The organism is Halomonas sp. AOP5-B2-8 (assembly GCF_052376475.1).
In the GTDB taxonomy this organism is placed as follows: Bacteria; Pseudomonadota; Gammaproteobacteria; order Pseudomonadales; family Halomonadaceae; genus Vreelandella; species Vreelandella casei.
In genome coordinates, this window is sequence record NZ_JBQSVS010000005.1 from 71116 (window position 1) to 89688 (window position 18573).

Below are 18573 nucleotides of genomic sequence, written 5' to 3' on the forward strand. Positions count from 1 at the left end.
GATGAACCCGGAATACGAACTGCGTTTGGCGACCAAGGTGGCTCACCTCTATTGGGTGGAGCAAATGCGCCAAGTTGATATTGCCGCGCGGCTGAATTTGTCCCAAGCAGGCGTATCGCGCTTGCTGCGCCGTGCACAGAAGGAGGGCATCGTCTCCATTAGTATCAAGCCGCCCGAAGGCACCTATCACCTGCTCGAAGAGGCATTGTGTGCCAAGTATGGACTTGAAGAAGTGATGGTGGCTGCCTGTCCTGACAACAGCGAGAACGCCATCTTGCTGAGTATTGGCGAAGCGGCGGCGCAATACCTTGAAGCGACTTTGCGTGATCACGACCAGATAGGGATATCGAGCTGGAGTTCGGCGCTGGTAGCGCTTGCCGAACATCTGCCAAAAAATGGCTCGTTAAAAGCGCAGCGTGTTGTGCAACTGATGGGCGGCATGGCTCTGGGTCATGCAGAACATCTTGCCGAAAACCTGACGCTGCAACTGGCCAATCGGTTGGATGCGCGCCCTGGATTTATGCAGGTGGCAGGCATTGCCAGCAGCCCAGAGGCTCGCAAGGTTATCAGTCAGGAGCCTTATGTACGCGAGACCATGGCGCTGTTTGATGAGCTAAGTATTGCTCTGGTGGGAATTGGAACACTTGAGCCTTCCCGGTTTCTGGCCAGAAGTGGCAACACCTTTTCCAAAGAAGAGCTTTCAGATCTAGATGGCTGTGGCGCCGTGGGAGATGTCTGCTTGAGGTTTTATGACCGCAACGGTGAGTTGGTCGCGCACTCTCTTAACGAAAGAGTGGTGGCGATTTCGCCAGAAAAATTGAAGGCCATACCAAGGGTTGTTGGCCTGGCGGGAGGCCAGCAAAAAGTGGCTTCGATACGCGCGGCAGCCTTGGGCGGATGGATTCAAGTGCTAATTACCGACAGCTTTACCGCCGAAGCATTGCTAGGTACGGCAGGTTAGAGAGGCTGGAGGCGGGCTAACAATCTAGAGATCAGTGTTTGAACAGTCTTTAGCGCTAATGCTGAAAAGGAGAATAACAATGAAACGTTTCGAGCAGCAGGTAGTAGTGGTGGCGGGTGCTGATCGTGGAATTGGCCTTGCTATAGCGACTCGGTTCGCTGATGAAGGGGCGAGCGTGGCAATGGCTTCCAACCGCCAGGAAATTCATGCAGCCGCGGCTGAGCTTGAACATCGTGTACGCGAAAAAGGCTTGTCGGGAAGCATCATGGCCGCGGAAGTCGACGTCACCAAGAGTGACCAGGTTGAGCAGTTCTATGATGATGTCTGTAAACGCTTTGGGCGCATTGATGTATCTATTCAAAACGCTGGCGTGATTACAATCTCTCGCTTGCAGGATCTGTCTGAGTCGGACTGGGACAAGGTACTGGACGTGAATACCAAAGGGGTATTCCTGTGCTGCAAAGCAGCGCTCCGGCATATGGCTAAGGCTGGTCGAGGGGCATTAATCAACATGGCCTCAGGCCAGGCGCGTCAGGGCTTTATCTATACACCTCATTACGCCGCCAGCAAGTTCGGGGTGTTAGGGATTACTCAAAGTCTAGCGCGTGAATTTGCCGCTTCGGGTATCACCATCAATGCCATCTGCCCCGGTATCGTGATGACCGATATGTGGGACTACAACGATAAAGCTTGGGGTGAGCTCCTGGGTGATTACCAGCCCGGTGAATTAATCCGTGAATGGGTGGCCAGTGTCCCCATGAAACGTGCCGCGTCGCCAGAGGAAATCAGTGGGACGGCAGCCTTCCTGGCTTCTGAAGATGCGCGCTATATCACCGGGCAAGCGATCAATGTCGATGGTGGACTGATCATGTCCTGATTAACAGCTAACTCCAAAAAACGATGGCCCTTAAAGATAGCCCTGAAAGATGAAATAAGGAGCACGCAATGACGACAACCTATGACATGTCTCTTAAGCACGGTGTGGATTTTAACTTCTCACTTGAAGGCAAAATTGTATTAATCACCGGTGGGCTGGGGGGGATCGCAACTGCAGCCAACGAAGCGATGCTTGATAAAGGAGCCAGTATTGCCATTTTTTACCCGGAATTCGAGGCTGATCGGGTGGCAGAGGTCATGGCACAGTTTCCGAAAGATCGCGCTCAGGCCTGGTGCTGTGATGTCACCCAAGAAGCTCAAGTAGAGCGATGCGTAAAAGAAGTGGTCGACCACTTTGGTGACCTGCATATCTTGATTAATGCCGCCGGCACTATCACGTTAAATTTCGCTGAAGACGTGATGCTCACCGAGTGGCAGCGCCAGATCGATGTCAACCTGACCGCTCCCTTCCTATGTGCCAGGGAAGTCGGACGTTATCTACTGAAAAGCGACCACGGGGGGAAGATTATTAATATTGCTTCCCAGGCCGCCACGGTCGCCATCGATCAGCACTGTGCCTACACCTCAGCGAAAGCGGGGCTGATCGGCATGACGAAAAGCTTGGCCAAAGAATGGGGGCCGCATGGCATTACGGTCAACAGCATTTCACCCACCGTGGTGTTGACCCCAATGGGGGCTGCTGCCTGGTCAGGCGAAAAAGGGGAGCGCATGAAAACCATGATTCCAACGGGGAGGTTTGCCTATACCGACGAGATTGCCGCAAGCATTGTGTTCCTTGCCGCCAATGGCAGCGACATGATCAATGGCGCGGATCTAGTAATAGATGGTGGCTACACCATTTGGTAACGCCAGCCATTAACTTGGTTTGAAAACAATTCAATAACTAAGCATAAACCAGCACTCGAGAAAGGTGAAAATAATGAACAATCTATCGCTTACGTCTATCGCTCGTAGCCTATTATCCGTATCTCTGACAGCTTCTATCGTCACTATGGGAGTATCGTCGGCCCTCGCTCAAGAAGGCAATCAAGGCGACATTGCCATCCTGGTGAACTCGCTAGACAACCCATATTACGCAGCGGAGGCCAATGCGGCCAAACAGCAAGCTGAAGAGCTGGGCTACTCCACCCAGGTGCTATCGCATAACGAAGACGTCAATCGTCAGCGCGAGTTAATTAGCTCCGTGGTCGCTCGCGGGGTCGACGGTATTATTTTGGATAATGCCGACTCTACGTCAAGCGTCGCGGCCGTGCGGCATGCCGCCGAGCGTGATGTGCCGGTAGTGTTGATAAATAGGGAGATCCCTGAAGAAGGAATCGCTATCGCTCAAATTTCTCACAATAACGTCCAGGCAGCTTCTCAAGTAGCACAGAAGTTCATAGAGCAGGTTGGCGAAGAGGGCACTTATGTCGAGCTGACCTGTAACCTGGCCGACAATAACTGTGTCACTCGCTCTACCTCCTTCCATCGTGTGCTCGATCAATACCCTGACTTAAACATGGTTGCGCGTCAGGATGCCGGTGGCGAACTTCTCAAGGCCAAGCAGGCTATGGATTCCATTCTGCAACAGTATCCCGATATCGATGGCGTCATTACCGGTAACGGCCCGGTAGCACTTGGTGCGATTGCCTCCATTAAAGCGGCGGGGAACTCGGATATCACTGTTGTAGGTATCGACGGCAGCAACGATGAACGTGATGCGATCATGAGCGGAGATCTCTATGCGACTGCCATGCTTCAGGCGCAGGAACTAGCGCGTGAGGGTGTAAGACAGCTCGACCAGTATCTAAAGACTGGTGAAACGGGGCAGCCAGAGCGTCAACTGTTCCGCGGTGTTCTTATCACGGAAGATAACGCGGAGCTGGTTCAGGACTTTGAGTATCAAACCGAGTAACTGACACGAGGAGTGGCGGCTTCCGCCACTCCTGCTCAGATAATTAGTAGCGACTGGGTAGCTATATGGATAAGTCTATGAGTCTGTCGAAAGTGTTTTTTGTTTCAGGGTTGGCGATTGCGATGCTTTCTACACTTAGTGGTTTTAAGTTGGTCTCGAAGGATGAACTTGCCACTATTCTTAATGATGGTAGTGCAGTCTCGATTAATGCTGAAGAATTAATGCATGACGATATTATTCCTTGGGTCAACTCCAATTCAGAACCCTTGAATTTAGTGCTTTCGGCGATTGCATCAGAAGGCTTTCAGGCAGCCTGTGAGCAGTATGGTGTCCAGCAAAGTCAGGCATTTCCCTGCACTTTCTGGGTAAGTGTTTCTGAGACTGTCGAGTCTGTGGATACTTCCTCTCGTGTTGGCAAAATCAACCTGGGTAGTGTGCAGCAGAAAGAGGTTTCTCTGCTGATTGGCCCCGTTATTCCGGGATCAGCCGTTCGAGATGGTTACCCGGAGCTAGGTTATGCTGATTTTGCCAATCAAGACCAATTTGCCACCTTTGGTGATGAGCTGAACGTGCAGGTTATCTCAATTCTTGAAAGCTTTGGCAATGTTAATAACGGCGATGTCGTAGAAACATATGGGGCCTTTTCAACCTGGGATGGCTTAGGCGATACGGTAGAGATTGTCCCAGTGGCACTGAATCGCGTTAATGCAGAGTGATAAGAAAATAATGTTCGACAATTATCACTCCGAGTCGGAAGAGGATAACGCCATGCATAAGCTGGAAGAACAACACAACTCAGGCGATGAACAGCAAATTAATTCGAAATCAGACGCTCTGGTTAAAGTTCAGAATGTCTCGAAACGTTATCCTGGAACGGTGGCCCTCGACACGGTTAGTTATGAGGTATATCCGGGAAGCGTTAATGTCTTGATCGGAGAGAATGGCGCGGGTAAGTCGACCCTTATGAAACTGTTGGCGGGCGCTGAGCGGCCAACCGAAGGAGAGATTTTTGTTAAAGGAAAATCGGTTTACTTTCATGGTGTGCGCGATGCGGAGAAAGCAGGCATAGGGATTATCTTTCAAGAGCTTAATCTTTTTCCAGATATGAGCATCGTTGAAAACCTTTTTATCGGTAATGAGATACGCCATGCCGGTAGGATAGATGCCCGTGCGCAATATCGTAAAGCAAAGCAGTTACTTGAACGAGTAGGGCTAGTGGTCGATCCCTCCACGTGTGTCGGTGATCTTTATGTGGGACAGCAACAGTTGGTCGAGATCGCCAAGATGCTAAGTCGCCAGGTTGATGTCTTAATCATGGATGAGCCCACGTCTGCTCTTAGTCAAAAAGAAGTCGAGGTGCTGTTCGGCATTATTGATTCGTTACGCCAGGATGGCGTCGCCGTCATTTATATCTCTCACCGTTTAGAAGAGATCATGAGGATCGGTGACCATATTACGGTACTGCGCAATGGCCGTATTGTTGGTGTCGAACTGGTTGGAAATATTGATATTCCCTGGATCGTCCGCCAGATGGTGGGGGGCGATCATAAGATATTCGACTACCGTCCGCGTCAAATCGGGGAACCCACATTAACGGTCAACAACCTGAGCCTAAAAAGAGTGAACGGCACCATGGCGCTGGATAACGTTAATTTTAGCGTTGGGCGTGGAGAGGTTATTGGGATTTATGGCTTGATGGGGGCGGGCAGAACCGAACTGTTAGAAGTGCTGCTTGGTCTGCATCGCAGCGCAGTGGGCAAGATCGAGTTTGATGGAAGGATATTAGCGAAAGGGAAGCCAGCCAATCGAATCAAGGCAGGCATTGCCTTGGTACCGGAAAATCGTCAAAAGTCTGGAATGATTCAGACCCTTTCTGTGCGTGAGAACATGACTCTGTCAAGTATAGGGCGGTGCTGCTCGCGTTTTCTCGGGTTTCGCATGATTCGTGGTCGGCTTGAAAAAGAACAGAGTAAGCGCATGGTCTCAGTGCTTGGTATCAAGGTATCGCATGACTCTGACAAGATCACCACGCTGAGCGGGGGTAACATGCAAAAGGTCGTTATTGGCAAAGCGCTGCTTACCGAACCACGTGTTCTCTTGTTCGACGAGCCTACCCGTGGCGTCGATGTGGGGGCCAAAGCCGATATCTACCGAGCCATGAATGACATCGCCGAGAAAGGTGTCTCCATTATATACACCACTTCAGAGCTGGATGAGGCTCTGGCTGTAGCTGATCGTATTCTGGTCATGGCATCAGGTCGGATTACCGTCGATCTTCCGCGTGATGAGGTGGATCGTGATTTCATTACCCAAAAAGCATCACCTTCCGTCGTTCAAGACGTAGCCGTCGCCGTCGCTCAGTAAGGGATCTAATCATGACAACTGCAACCAATAATATGTCTACCCACGAGCATCCGCATCGCAGTCAAGGTGTCCAGGCGTCTTGGGTGCTGCTGCAAATATTGAAGCTCAGAATCTTTGTAGCCTTGTTCGCCGTCGTCTTATATTTCTCTTTGACGGTAGATAACTTTCTGACCACGAATAATATGTTAATTATGGCCCAGCATATTACCGTCATTGGCATTTTGGCCATTGGCATGACGCTGGTTATCCTGACGGCAGGTATCGATCTTTCGGTAGGTTCAACGGTCGGCTTTAGTGGGATGGTGGCTGGTTTTCTGATAATGAACGGTATTTCTATTGGGGATTCCATATTATTTCTGAACGTTCCCGAGGTTATCCTGGTTACCTGCCTGATTGGCGCCTTTATCGGCTATATAAACGGTGCACTGATCACCTATCTCAATGTAGCCCCCTTCATTGCTACCTTGGGAATGTTGTATGTGGTACGTGGCGCAGCGTTGTTGTTTAACGACGGTGGCACTTTTTCTCGACTCCAAGGCCATGAAGAGCTGGGTAACACTGGTTTCTCCGTGCTGGGGAATGGCTCTTTGTTGGGTATCGGTATCCCAGTTTGGTTGCTCTTGGCGTTGACACTCATTACCTGGTTCGTGAGTTATAAGACCCCTTTCGGCCGCTATGTGTATGCGATTGGTGGTAACGAAACGGCTGCCGTGTTTTCGGGGCTGAGAGTTCGCAAGATTAAATTGTGGGTGTATGTTTTTTCAGGTTTTTGCGCTGCGATTGTGGGGCTTGTCATTACTTCTCAGCTGCAGACCGGACATCCGATGACGGGCGATACCTTTGAGTTGCGCGCCATTGCCGCGGTAGTGCTGGGTGGCACCGCGCTGGCCGGAGGGCGTGGTTCAGTCATTGGCTCGGTTATTGGTGCATGCGTCATCAGCATTCTCAACGACGGCATGGTGATGTCCGGAGTCAGTAATTTCTGGCAAATGGTCATTATGGGGCTGGTCATTATCATCGCTGTTGTCATTGACCAACTGCAACAGCGTCTACATAAGCGCGTTATGGTCTCGACTTAATATACCCAGTCATTATGGTTTAGATTAACACTTTCACAATTTGTGCCTTTTGACTTGTTAACTGACTGATCCCTTCCCGTAACTATTCGCTTGGGGCGCTTTTGCGCCTTGAGCTTCAATGAATATTGTCAGGAGGCTTGCATGTCTTCCAAACTGGATGCTTTAAAATCCTTTTCCCTGGTGGTTGCTGACACTGGCGATCTGACCGCCATTCGGCGCTACCAGCCCCAGGACGCTACCACCAACCCCTCGCTGATACTTAATGCCTTCGAGCTGCCCGATTACCAGTCATTGATTAACGAAGAGCTTGCGTCGATTAGCGCTGTAGGCGGCGATCGCCATACCCAGGTCGAACATGCCGTAGATCGTCTTGCTGTTGTAATGGGCAGTGAGATCTCAGGTGGTACCTGGTCGTGTGTCAACAGAGATAGTCGCGAAGCTCTCTTTCAATACCCAGGCCAGCATTCGCAAGGCCCACGAGTTGATTGAGCTGTACCAGAAGCGAGACATCTCCTCGGAACGCGTACTGATCAAACTGGCTTCCACTTGGGAGGGGATCCGTGCCGCCGAGGTGCTGGAGAAGGAGGGAATCAACTGCAACCTGACTTTGCTGTTCAGCGACGTCCAGGCGCAAGCCTGCTTCGACGCAGGGGTATTTTTAATTTCGCCCTTTGTGGGCAGGGTCACCGACTGGTACAAGCAGTCGACCGGTCAAGACTTTGCACCCGACACCGATCCCGGTGTGCAGTTTGTACACGGCGTTTGCCAGCGGGTATCTCAAGGTGGCTTCGACACCGTGGTGATGGGCGCCAGTTTTCGTAATGTCGGCCAGTTATTGGCACTCGCTGGCTGCCCTCGGTTGACTATCTCGCCGGCGCTGCTTGAGGAACTCGCCGCCACCGAGGGCGACGTGACGCAGGAGATTGAAATGAGCGCAGCGCAGAGCACGTGCCCGGCACCGCTAGACGAAGCGGCGTTCCGCTGGGGTCATAACCAGGATGCCATGGCCAACGACAAGCTGGCGGAAGGCATACGCTGTATTGCTGAGGATCAAGCCAGTCTTGAGAGCCTGATCTCCGAACGCCTCACCGCCCACTGACCATAGGATTTAGCTCATGTCGACCCGTTTCGAACTGGCCAATGCCATTTGCGCCCTCTCCATGGACGCCGTTCAGAAGGCTAACTCTGGCCACCCCGGCGCTCCAATGGGGATGGCTGACATTGCCGAGGTGCTGTGGAATGATTTTCTTAACCACAATCCGGCAAACTCCGCTTGGGCTGACCGCGATCGTTTCGTGCTCTCCAACGGCCACGGCTCCATGCTACTGTACTCGCTTCTCCATCTCACCGGCTACGAACTGGGCTTGGAGGATCTTCAGAACTTCCGCCAGCTGCACTCGCGCGCCCCAGGCCACCCCGAGCTGGGCTATACGCCGGGCGTAGAAACCACCGCTGGCCCGCTGGCCCAGGGCCTAGCCAATGCCGTTGGGATGGCGATGGCAGAGCGTACCCTGGCTGCACAGTTTAACCGCCCTGACCACGCTATTGTCGACCATCACACCTACTGTTTTGTCGGTGATGGCTGACTGATGGAGGGCATCTCCCATGAGGTCGCTTCGCTGGCAAGTACCCAGGGGCTTGGCAAGCTGGTCGTCTTCTACGACGACAACGGTATCTCTATCGATGGCGAGGTGAAGGGCTGATTCACCGACGACACCGCCAAGCGCTTCGAGGCCTACGGCTGGCACGTAGTGCCAAGTGTCGATGGCCATCAGCCGGAGGAAATCAAGGCCGCCATTAAGCTGGCCCGTAGTCATGACGACCAGCCTAGTCTGATAGTCTGCAGAACCATCATTGGCTTCGGTGCACCCAACAAACAGAGCAAGGAGGAGTGCCACGGTGCGGCACTGGGCGAAGACGAGGTGGTCGCCGCCCGGAAGCGGTTAAACTGGCCCCTCGCGCCCTTCCATATACCCGAAGCTATCTATCAGGGCTGGGACGTTACCGAGCGGGGTGCCGGACGCGAAGCGGACTGGAATGCTCGCTTCGAGTGCTACGCCGCTGCCTATCCGGAGCAAGCCCGTGAATTAAGGCGCCGACTGAAGGGCGAGCTACCCAGCGAGCTTTCAAGCGTGGCAAGCCCAAGCCAGCGGTGAGCCTGTCTCCTCGCACAAAGCCTCATTGGCCTGCCTCAACGAGCTCGGTCCGCAACTCCCCGAGTTACTTGGCGGCAGCGCGGACTTGGCGCCTTCGAACCTGACATTTTGGAGCGGCGCTGAACCGATTGGCGCCGACGCGCCGGGCGGCAACTACCTTCACGATGGGGTGCGCGAATTTGGCATGGGGGCGATTATTAATGGTATCGCCGCTCATGGTGGTTGCATTGCCTATGGTGCCACCTTCCTGATTTTTATGGAGTACATGCGTAATGCCGTGCGGATGGCTGCGTTGATGGGCCACCGGGCGATCTACGTCTTTACCCACGACTCCATTAGCCTGGGTGAAGATGGCCCTACTCACCAGCCGGTAGAGCAACTGGCCAGCATGCGTTCAACGCCCAATCTTTCGACCTGGCGGCCCTGCGACGCCGTGGAGACTGCCGCCGCCTGGGATGCCGCCCTTGCCATGGACGCCGCCGACGAACTCGGCCAGGACGGTCGCGCCGTACGCGTAGTTTCAATGCCTTCCACCGATATCTTCGACGCCCAGGACGCCACCTATCGAGAGGGCGTGCTACCAGCGGAAGTCAAAGCACGAGTCGCGGTCGAGGCCAGCCACGCCGACTACTGGTACAAATATGTCGGCTTAGAAGTTCGTATTATCGGCATGCGAACCTTTGGTGAATCCGGCAAAGCTGGGGATCTGTTTCAGCACTTCGGCATCACCGTTGAGCTTCGCAAAGCTGAAGCTGAACAATTGCTGGCAAAACCAAGCGCATAACGTTACGCGACACCGAGCTACCGGTCGCATGGGGCGATGTCGTGAACAGTGAATTTAGCTATGAAGGCAGACCCGCATGGAAAAGAGCCTGGAAGTGAGACAACCCATTGTTATCGGTAACTGGAAAATGAACGGTAATCTCTTGGCCAACGAGACGTTGCTAGAGGCGTTGCTATCGTCGCTCGAAAAGCTAGAGAACGTACAGGTTGCTGTTTGCCCACCCTTACCCTACTTGGCACAGGTGGCGCAGCACCTAAAGGATCACTCTATTGACCTTGGTGCCCAGACGCTCAATGAGTATGAAGTAGGTGCGCATACCGGCGAGGTCAGCGCTGCGATGTTGAAGGATTTGGGTTGCCAGTATGTGTTGGTCGGTCATTCAGAGCGACGCAGCCGTTACGGCGAATCCGATCTCGCGGTAACGGCAAAATTTGCCGCCGCCCAGGCCGTAGATCTAGTACCGGTGCTTTGCGTGGGTGAAACACTGGCTGAACGCCAGTGGGGTGAAACGGAAGCGGTAGTGGCACGGCAGCTTCAAGCGGTGGTGGATACGTTAGGTGTCGCAGCCCTTAGCGGAAGCGTGATTGCCTACGAGCCGGTCTGGGCTATCGGTACCGGCGAGACGGCAACTCCGGATCACGCCCAGGCTGTGCATGCCTATAGTCGCGCGTGGCTGACTAATCACTCTGCACCGCTCGCGGCACGCCTACCGCTGCTCTACGGCAGCAGTGTTAAGGCCGCCAATGCCAAGGCCCTGTTTGCCCAGCCAGACATCGACGGCGGGCTAATCGGTGGAGCTTCTCTCGATGCAGGCTCGTTTGCCAATATTTGCCGGGCAGCAGGGCATCATTGAGTACTAAGCGTGTGGTAAAAGGTCTTAAGAGTGGGTCATGGCGATACTTCAGCAAATGAACGAGAGTGTTTAACTTGTTCATAGATCGCCATGACCTCCACTTATCGCTTGCTCTTCATCGGCTTCTTATCGCCATTTGGCTGTGCGCTTTCCTTTTCGTTGTTGCTTTCATTAGGAAAATGCGCCCGCACCAACTCCAATAATCCTTGCGTAGAAGCATCAAAATCCGCAGCGTTAGTATCGATACGTTCGCTGATTTCACCGGCGATGCGCTTACCCAACTGAACACCCCACTGATCGAACGAGTTGATGTTCCAGATCACGCCTTGCACGAACACTTTGTGCTCGTAAAGCGCAATCAGTGCGCCCAGGTTGCGGGGCGTGAGTTCGTCCAGCAGCAGCGTGCTGGAAGGGCGGTTGCCGGGGCAGTTGAACGGATCTTGCTGGCTGCCACCCTGGCTGCCTTCCATGAACGCGTTGGCCTGGGCGAGCATGTTGGTTAGTAGGGCGAAGTGGTGGTCTTCCATGCCCGGCTCAGGTTTGAGCGAAGCGATGAAATCAATCGGCACATAGCGCGTGCCCTGGTGCAGCAGTTGGAAGAACGCATGCTGGCCGTTTGAGCCGGTTTGACCCCAAACAATTGGGCCGGTTTTGTAGTTGACCGGGTGGCCGAATATATCCACAGACTTGCCGTTTGACTCCATATCCAGCTGCTGCAAAAAAGAGGGCAGCTGATTCAGCGCCTGGTCGTAGGGCACGATGGCTTGGGTTTCAGCACCAATAAAGTTGATGTACCAAATACCGATCAGTGCCATCAATACCGGCATATTTTCCGAGAGGGGCGCATGGATAAAGTGATTATCCATCTCGTGAGCGCCTTCCAATAGCTCGATAAAACCCTCGAAACCGATGGAAAGCGCAATCGGTAGCCCAATCGACGACCACATGGAGTAACGCCCGCCGACCCAGGCCCAGAATTCGAATACGTTCTCTTCGCGAATGCCGAATTCCATGGCTGCTTTGCGGTTGGTAGAGGCCGCCACAAAGTGGGCGCCTATATCGGCATCGTCACCGGCGTTTTCCAGGAACCAGCGCCGTGCGGTTTTGGCATTGAGCAGCGTTTCCTGGGTCGAGAAGGTCTTGGTGGAAACAATGAACAGCGTTGTGGCAGGGTCAAGCCGTGAAAGCACCTTCTGTATATGAGTGCCGTCCACGTTAGAGACAAAGTGAAAGTGCATTTCGGGGTGGCGATATTTAAGCAGCGCGCGCACGGCCATATTAGGGCCAAGGTCCGAGCCGCCAATCCCGATATTAACCACGTCCTTGATCGGTTTGCCGCTGTAGCCTTTCCATTCGCCGCTACGGACCGTTTCTGAGAATTGCTTGATCTGCTCGCGAGTCCGCGTGATCTCCGGCATCACGTCTTCGCCGTCGACATACACCGGGTCATCGCTGAGATTACGCAGCGCGGTATGCAGTACCGGGCGATTTTCGGTGACGTTGATAATGTCACCAGAGAACATCTGCGCGCGGCGTTGAACTAGCGCGGAGTGGTCTGCCAGTTCAATCAGCTTAGCGAGTACTTCATCAGAGACGTGATTTTTGGAGTAATCAAGAAATAGGCCGCCCACGCGTAAACTCATTTTCTCAAAACGCTGGGGGTCATGGGTGAAGTAGTCACGAATGCGGTCGTTCGTTGTTTTGTCGCGTAGGCGATCTAGCGCCTGCCAGGTAACACTGCGAGTCAGCTGAAACATTGAGCGATCCGTTTGTTATAAGAGGCTGTTAAAAGCGGAATGGCTTATATCGACGTTATGTAAAAATACTACATAAAAAAGCGCATAAAGGGGAGCGTGTTGAAGCTTTTAAAGCAATTATCTGCGTAAAAGTACGTGTTTTTAGCGATAGGCAGGTTTACTTGCCTGCCTATCGTCTATTGTTTCGGAGCGTTTAGCTGGCGACAGCGACCTGGGCGGCGCCGCGTTTGATAAACGCATAGCTTAAACCTGTCACCAGCGAGCCCGCGACAATGGCGCCAAGGTAAAGCAGTGCAGGGGTGATGGCATTGGGAATGAGCAGTACAAAGATACCGCCGTGAGGCGCCATTAACTTTGCGCCCACTAGCATCGAAAGGGCACCGGTTAACGCGCCCCCTGCAATACAGGCGGGGATGACCCGCAGCGGATCTTTCGCCGCAAACGGAATGGCCCCCTCACTGATAAAGCAAAGGCCAAGCACGAATGATGCTTTGCCCGCTTCGCGTTCCGGCGCAGAAAACTTGTTACGTGCCACAAAGCTGGCAATACCCATACCAATGGCTGGCACCATGCCCGCCGCCATAATCGCCGCCATAGGGCCGTACGTTTCGGAGGCGAGCAAACCCACGCCAAAGGTGTAGGCGGCTTTGTTAACTGGGCCGCCCAGGTCGAAGCACATCATCGCGCCCAACAGAATACCCAGCAGTACTGCGTTGGTGGAGCCCATGGACTCCAGGAAACTGGTCAGGGCATTGAGCAGCGCAGCAACCGGCTCGCCAATCACGTAGATCATGGTCAGACCAGTGACCAAACTGGCCACTAGCGGAATAATCAGAATCGGCTTCAAAGATTCAACGCTAGAAGGCAGTTTGACGTAGCGAGTAACCGCCAGCGCCACATAGCCCGCCAGGAAACCTGCCAAAATACCGCCGATAAAGCCGGAGCCGATATTGGCCGCCAGCATGCCGCCAATCATACCCGGGGCGATGCCGGGGCGGTCGGCGATGGAGTAGGCGATATAGCCTGCCAGAACGGGAATCATCAGTGCAAAGGCGGTACCGCCACCGATCTGCATGAGCGCGGCAGCCAGCGTGCCTTCCTGCTCAAAGGCCTCAATGCCAAATACAAAGGAGAGCGCAATCAGCAGGCCGCCTGCCACCACCATCGGCAGCATAAAGGAAACGCCGGTGAGCAGGTGCTTGTAAACGCCTTTCTCTTTGACGCTCTTATTGGCTGTGCCCGCATTGCTGTTGTCGCTCTCTATGGCGGCCTCGCTGAGCGCGGCTTCAAGGGTGGGGCGCGGCTTTTTAAGCGCATTGCCGGTCGACGTGCGGTAGATGCGTTTGCCTGCAAACCGAGAAGGATCAACGTCAATGTCACAGGCCAGTACGACGATGTCGGCGCCAGCAATCTCATCTGCAGTTAATTTATCTTGTGCACCTACCGAGCCTTGGGTTTCAACGCGAATGGCGTGGCCCATGGCTTTGCCCGCCTCTGCTAGCGCTTCAGCGGCCATAAAGGTATGGGCAACGCCGGTCGGGCAGGCGGTAACGGCAACGATTCTCTTGCCGCCGTCGCTACTTGCAGCAGCCGGTGCGCTAGACGTTACGGGGGCGCTATAAATAGGCGCTTCCCGCTTCGCTTGAGCAAGAAAGCCGCTAGGGTCGGGTAGGGCGCTCGCAATCGGTGCCTGAAATAGGCGCTTGCCCTCGAACCGTTCTGGCGCGGGCACGTGATCGGCGGCTACCACAATTAAATCAGCGTTGGCGATCTGCTCTGCGCTAGCAGCGTGCAGGGGCGCTACTTCACCGTACATTTCCACGTGAGCCGACCAGCCTTGGCGCTGGGCGGCTTGCTCCAGGCGCTTCGCGGCGAGGAAGGTCGTCGCCATGCCGTTGGGGCAGGCGGTAATCAGAATGACATTCATAGCGTGGCTCCCTCGGTAATGGCGTCGTCTAGACGCCGTATCCGGGTATGTTGTTGGAGTGAGTCGAAATCAGCCGCGTGAGGGTCGCCCACGCCTACGTGGCGCACGGCTTCAGCAGAAAGCGCGGTGGCGAAGCGCAGGGTTTGTCCAGCGTCATGCTGGCTGAGCAGGCCATGCAGCATGCCAGCGACCAACGTATCTCCGGCACACACCGTGTTGGTGGCGGTGACGCTGGGCGGCGTAGCATGCCAGCTACCTTGAGCGTTGACCCATAGCACTCCCTCGCTGCCCGCTGAGATAAGCGCATGTGCGATGCCACTTTCGTGCAGTCGCCGGGCGGCACCCAGGCGTGCCTGAGTACCATCGATGCGCTCACCGGCCCATTCAGCGAGCTCTGTTTCATTCGGTTTGACGCCTGCGGGAGCTGACGCAATCGCTTTATTCAGGGCGGGCCCGCTGGTGTCGACCCAGAGCGGAATGCCGCTGGCGTTTAGGTGGTCAAGCAGTTGGCTGAAATCGTCCAGCGAACAGCCTGGGGGCAGGCTGCCCGCCATCACGACCGCGTGTGGCGGCGTGGCGCTGGTAAGCTCGGTATCCAGCGCTGCGATCAGCGCTTTCAGGTGAGCGGCATCAATCGGCATGCCGGGGCTGTTAATGTCGGTGACGCGGCCGCTGTGTTCGGCCAGTTTGGCATTAATGCGAGTGCTACCGGGAACGCGCACAAAGGCATCGACCAATCCCGTCTGCTGAAGAGCCAGCGTAAAGGGGGCATCGTTCTCGCTGCCTAAAAAGCCACTGACCGTTACCTGGTGGCCAAGCCTAGCCAGCACTCGGGCGACGTTGACGCCTTTTCCTGCCGCTTCTAGCTGCGCACTGGTGGGGCGATTCACGCTGCCCAGTACTAAAGCGTCAAGGTTAAACGCTAAATCCAGCGCCGGGTTCAGGGTGATACACAGCACGCGAGCCATTAACGCGCCTCCAGGGCGTCGCGCACCTCATCACTGGTTGCTTTGCTTAGCGCAAGCTGAGCACTGGCCTGGGCATCGGCAAGGTCAAACTCACGCAGGCGTGCCTTCACTAAGGGGATCTGCCGCGCATTTACCGACAGCTCGTCCACGCCCAAACCGACCAACACCGGAATAGCCGCGGCATCTGAGGCCAGCTCACCGCAGATGCCCACCCATTTGCCCTGGGTATGCGCGGCGGCCACGGTCATTTGGATCAGGCGCAGTACCGCAGGATGCAGGCCATCGGCCTGTGCCGAGAGCTCTGGATGGCCACGGTCAATTGCCAGGGTGTACTGGGTTAAGTCGTTGGTACCTATCGAGAAGAAGTCCACCTCGGTGGCCAGACTAGGCGCCAAAAGCGCACTGGAGGGAACTTCGATCATCACCCCAAGCTGCACGTCGGTGGCGCGCTGAGCGGAGGGAATCTCTTGCAGTAGTCGGTCATAAACGCTCTTAACGGCACGGAACTCGGCAATGTCTTTCACCATTGGCAGCATGATGCGCAGCGGATGATTTTTATCTTTCGAGCCTACCGCTGGCGCTGCTGCCATTAGTAACGCACGTAGCTGGGTTTCGAGCACCTCGGGCTGGGTGAGCGCTAAACGAATACCACGAAGACCCAGAAACGGGTTGTCCTCTTGAGGCACCGGCCAGTAGGGCAGGGGCTTGTCGCCTCCCACATCCAAAGTGCGCGCTACCAGCGGGCGCTCGCCCAGCGCTTCAACCGCTTGGCGATACTCGCCAATTTGCGTCGCTAAATCCGGTGCGCTGGCGTGGGCCATAAACAAAAATTCGGTACGCAGCAGGCCAACGCCTTCGGCGCCGCGCTCTACTGCATCGGCGGCGTGGGCGGTATTACCAAGGTTCGCGGCAACTTCGACACGGTGACCATCCCGGGTTTGGCCAAGGTCAAAGCGGGTTTCCCAGGCATCGGCTTCCCGCTGCTGATGATCGAGCAGCTGCTGTTCGGCGCGCTGTAAACGCTCCTCAGATGGCTGTGAGGTTACACGGCCACGCTCGCCGTCCAGGATCATCATGCTAGCATTGTTAAGTGCCATCACCGCTTGTCCGGCGCCGACCACCGCTGGAATGCCCAGCGCGCGTGCCAAAATAGCGCTGTGCGCCGTGGCGCCGCCACGCACGGTCAGCAGGCCACGCACGCGGGAAGTATCTAAGCGAGCGACATCGGACGGGCCAATATCGTCCATCACTAGAATGTAAGGATGATTAGGGGGCTCAGGGAGTTGCACGTCGCAGAGTACGCCAAGCACCCGACGGCCAACGTCGCGCAGATCAGCAGCGCGTTCGGCAAGCAGGCGGTCAGCGAGCATTTCCTGCGCGTGGGCAGCGGTTTCAATCGCCTCCCACCAGCCTGCTTGCGCAGAGCGGCCTTCACGAATGGCATCCGTCGCCGCGTGATGAAGTTCGGGGTCGTCGAGCATCTCTTCGTGCATTGAGAGAATGTCCGCTACCTCGCCCCCTTGTGCATTACGCACCAGTGTCTGTAGCTGCGCGGCGCCTTCTTGAATGGCGCTGTTTAACCGGGTGATCTGCTGCTCTGAGTCGTCCGCATGCTGAGGGTAATCAAACTGCAGCGGGCGGATAACAAACACAGGGGCGATGGCTAAGCCGGGCGAGGCCGCCACTCCTGCATGAGGCGTATCCGCACTCAGCGGAACCACGTTTGCCGTTGCTACCTTGGGCATTTGGGCGCTATCGCGGCCACCCTCAAAGAGCGTCACTTTTTCGCCCAGACCTGCTTCAATCGTTTCGGCCAAGTGCTCAAGCGCCTGCTGCGCAGTGTCGCCTTCGGCAGACAGAACCAACCACTGGCCGCGCCGGGCCCCTAAGCCAATCACTTTGGTTAGGCTCGCTGCGGAAACTGGCGTGGCGCTGCCTTCTTCCAAGCGCACATTAATCGGCATGGACTGAGCGCGAGCCACCTGCACCAACTGCTTCGCGGGGCGGGCGTGTAAGCCGTGAGGATTAAGCACCCGCACGCGGCGGGTGTGTGTATTGGCGGTTTCCCCGGCCAGCAGTGCCAGCAACTGATCACTGGTACGTGTGAGGAGGATGTCGCTGACGCCGCTGTCGACAAGTGCCATTAATTGCTCTAGCAGTGGGCGGTGGGCATCGCCATGTGCCGCTAAACAGAATAAGGCATGCACTGGGTGACCCGCGCTTTCCAGGGTGTGCTCAGCCGGTGTAGCGATACCTAGGGCGGGCTGGTTGACGCCGTGTGAGCTGCTGGACAGCCATAACCCTTTGCCTAACCAAATAGGCTGAGCGTCCGCGACGGCGGCGATAAAGGTATTATCAACACAGCCACTTTGGCGCAAGCGAGCGGCAGCAGCCAAGGCGAGTTCTTGTGGGTCTCGAGCGGGAAAATTGACACATAGCGTGTCAGCATCAAGCCGCGGTTCAAGCGCTGGCTTTGAAAGCAATTGTGCAATATCCGCGGCAGAGGTGGCGCTGGCAAGTTGCTCGGCCACGCCTTCGCGGTCGAGTACATGGGTGAGCTGGCGCAGAATATCCAGATGCTCGTCGTTGTGTGCCGAGATAGCGACCAGCACATGCACGTTCTGGCCGTCGTGCCACTCAATGCCCTGGGGAAACTGCAGTACGCGAACGCCGGTGCGTTTTACATGCTGGCGGCTTTCTGGCGTACCGTGGGGTATCGCAATCGCATTGCCCAGAAACGTTGATGACTGTGCTTCACGAGCATGCAGGCCGTCGCGGTACTCAGCCTCAACGAATCCGGCGTCTACCAGCGCTTCAGCGGCGCTGTCCAAGGCGGTTTGCCAGCTATCCGCGTGGCGGCCTAGCAAGATGTCATCGGGGCCGAGTGTCAACATAGTATTCTCCTGTAAACGTGCCCTGGCTGCCCTGAATAC

At 55.3% G+C, this 18573-nt stretch carries 12 protein-coding genes and 2 pseudogenes; 10 read left to right on the forward strand and 4 right to left on the reverse strand.

All coding sequences use genetic code 11. The annotated features are described in order from the left end of the window. Position 1 precedes the first annotated feature (1 nt). From ACT3RP_RS12920 to tpiA, 10 genes and pseudogenes are all read left to right on the forward strand, one after another. Positions 2–961: a sugar-binding transcriptional regulator gene (locus tag ACT3RP_RS12920; RefSeq protein ID WP_483393909.1), complete on the forward strand. Its 960-nt coding sequence runs from the start codon at positions 2–4 to the stop codon at positions 959–961. A 79-nt stretch (positions 962–1040) separates the two neighbouring features. Beyond that, positions 1041–1838 (forward strand): SDR family NAD(P)-dependent oxidoreductase, encoded by a 798-nt coding sequence (locus ACT3RP_RS12925; RefSeq protein WP_483393910.1) that lies wholly within the window; start codon positions 1041–1043, stop codon positions 1836–1838. Positions 1839–1906: 68 nt separating this feature from the next. Continuing rightward, positions 1907–2704 (forward strand): GolD/DthD family dehydrogenase, encoded by a 798-nt coding sequence (locus ACT3RP_RS12930; protein WP_483393911.1) that lies wholly within the window; start codon positions 1907–1909, stop codon positions 2702–2704. 73 nt (positions 2705–2777) lie between these two features. Then, positions 2778–3752 carry a D-ribose ABC transporter substrate-binding protein gene (locus ACT3RP_RS12935; RefSeq protein WP_483393912.1) on the forward strand — a complete coding sequence of 325 codons (975 nt, stop codon included), beginning with the start codon at positions 2778–2780 and terminating at the stop codon, positions 3750–3752. 77 nt (positions 3753–3829) lie between these two features. Further along, on the forward strand, positions 3830–4468 hold the full coding sequence (locus ACT3RP_RS12940) for a DUF2291 family protein (RefSeq protein ID WP_483393913.1): 639 nt from the start codon (positions 3830–3832) through the stop codon (positions 4466–4468). Between the two features lie 52 nt (positions 4469–4520). Then, on the forward strand, positions 4521–6116 hold the full coding sequence (locus tag ACT3RP_RS12945) for a sugar ABC transporter ATP-binding protein (RefSeq protein WP_483393914.1): 1596 nt from the start codon (positions 4521–4523) through the stop codon (positions 6114–6116). An 11-nt stretch (positions 6117–6127) separates the two neighbouring features. Next, positions 6128–7195 carry an ABC transporter permease gene (locus ACT3RP_RS12950; RefSeq protein ID WP_483393915.1) on the forward strand — a complete coding sequence of 356 codons (1068 nt, stop codon included), beginning with the start codon at positions 6128–6130 and terminating at the stop codon, positions 7193–7195. Between the two features lie 141 nt (positions 7196–7336). Beyond that, positions 7337–8294: pseudogene (tal, locus tag ACT3RP_RS12955) on the forward strand (transaldolase). A 16-nt stretch (positions 8295–8310) separates the two neighbouring features. Next, positions 8311–10135: pseudogene (gene tkt / locus ACT3RP_RS12960) on the forward strand (transketolase). A gap of 94 nt (positions 10136–10229) precedes the next feature. After that, on the forward strand, positions 10230–10988 hold the full coding sequence (gene tpiA / locus ACT3RP_RS12965) for a triose-phosphate isomerase (protein WP_483393916.1): 759 nt from the start codon (positions 10230–10232) through the stop codon (positions 10986–10988). Positions 10989–11089: 101 nt separating this feature from the next. On the opposite strand, the gene pgi is transcribed toward tpiA, so the two are convergent. From pgi to ptsP, 4 genes are all read right to left on the reverse strand, one after another. Continuing rightward, positions 11090–12745: a glucose-6-phosphate isomerase gene (pgi, locus tag ACT3RP_RS12970; RefSeq protein ID WP_483393917.1), complete on the reverse strand. Its 1656-nt coding sequence runs from the start codon at positions 12743–12745 to the stop codon at positions 11090–11092. 193 nt (positions 12746–12938) lie between these two features. Continuing rightward, positions 12939–14672 carry a PTS fructose-like transporter subunit IIB gene (locus ACT3RP_RS12975; RefSeq protein WP_483393918.1) on the reverse strand — a complete coding sequence of 578 codons (1734 nt, stop codon included), beginning with the start codon at positions 14670–14672 and terminating at the stop codon, positions 12939–12941. Next, positions 14669–15640: a 1-phosphofructokinase gene (pfkB, locus tag ACT3RP_RS12980; protein WP_483393919.1), complete on the reverse strand. Its 972-nt coding sequence runs from the start codon at positions 15638–15640 to the stop codon at positions 14669–14671. Before pfkB ends, ACT3RP_RS12975 begins: the two co-directional genes overlap by 4 nt. Beyond that, positions 15640–18534 (reverse strand): phosphoenolpyruvate--protein phosphotransferase, encoded by a 2895-nt coding sequence (gene ptsP / locus ACT3RP_RS12985; protein WP_483393920.1) that lies wholly within the window; start codon positions 18532–18534, stop codon positions 15640–15642. Before ptsP ends, pfkB begins: the two co-directional genes overlap by 1 nt. Positions 18535–18573 lie beyond the last annotated feature (39 nt).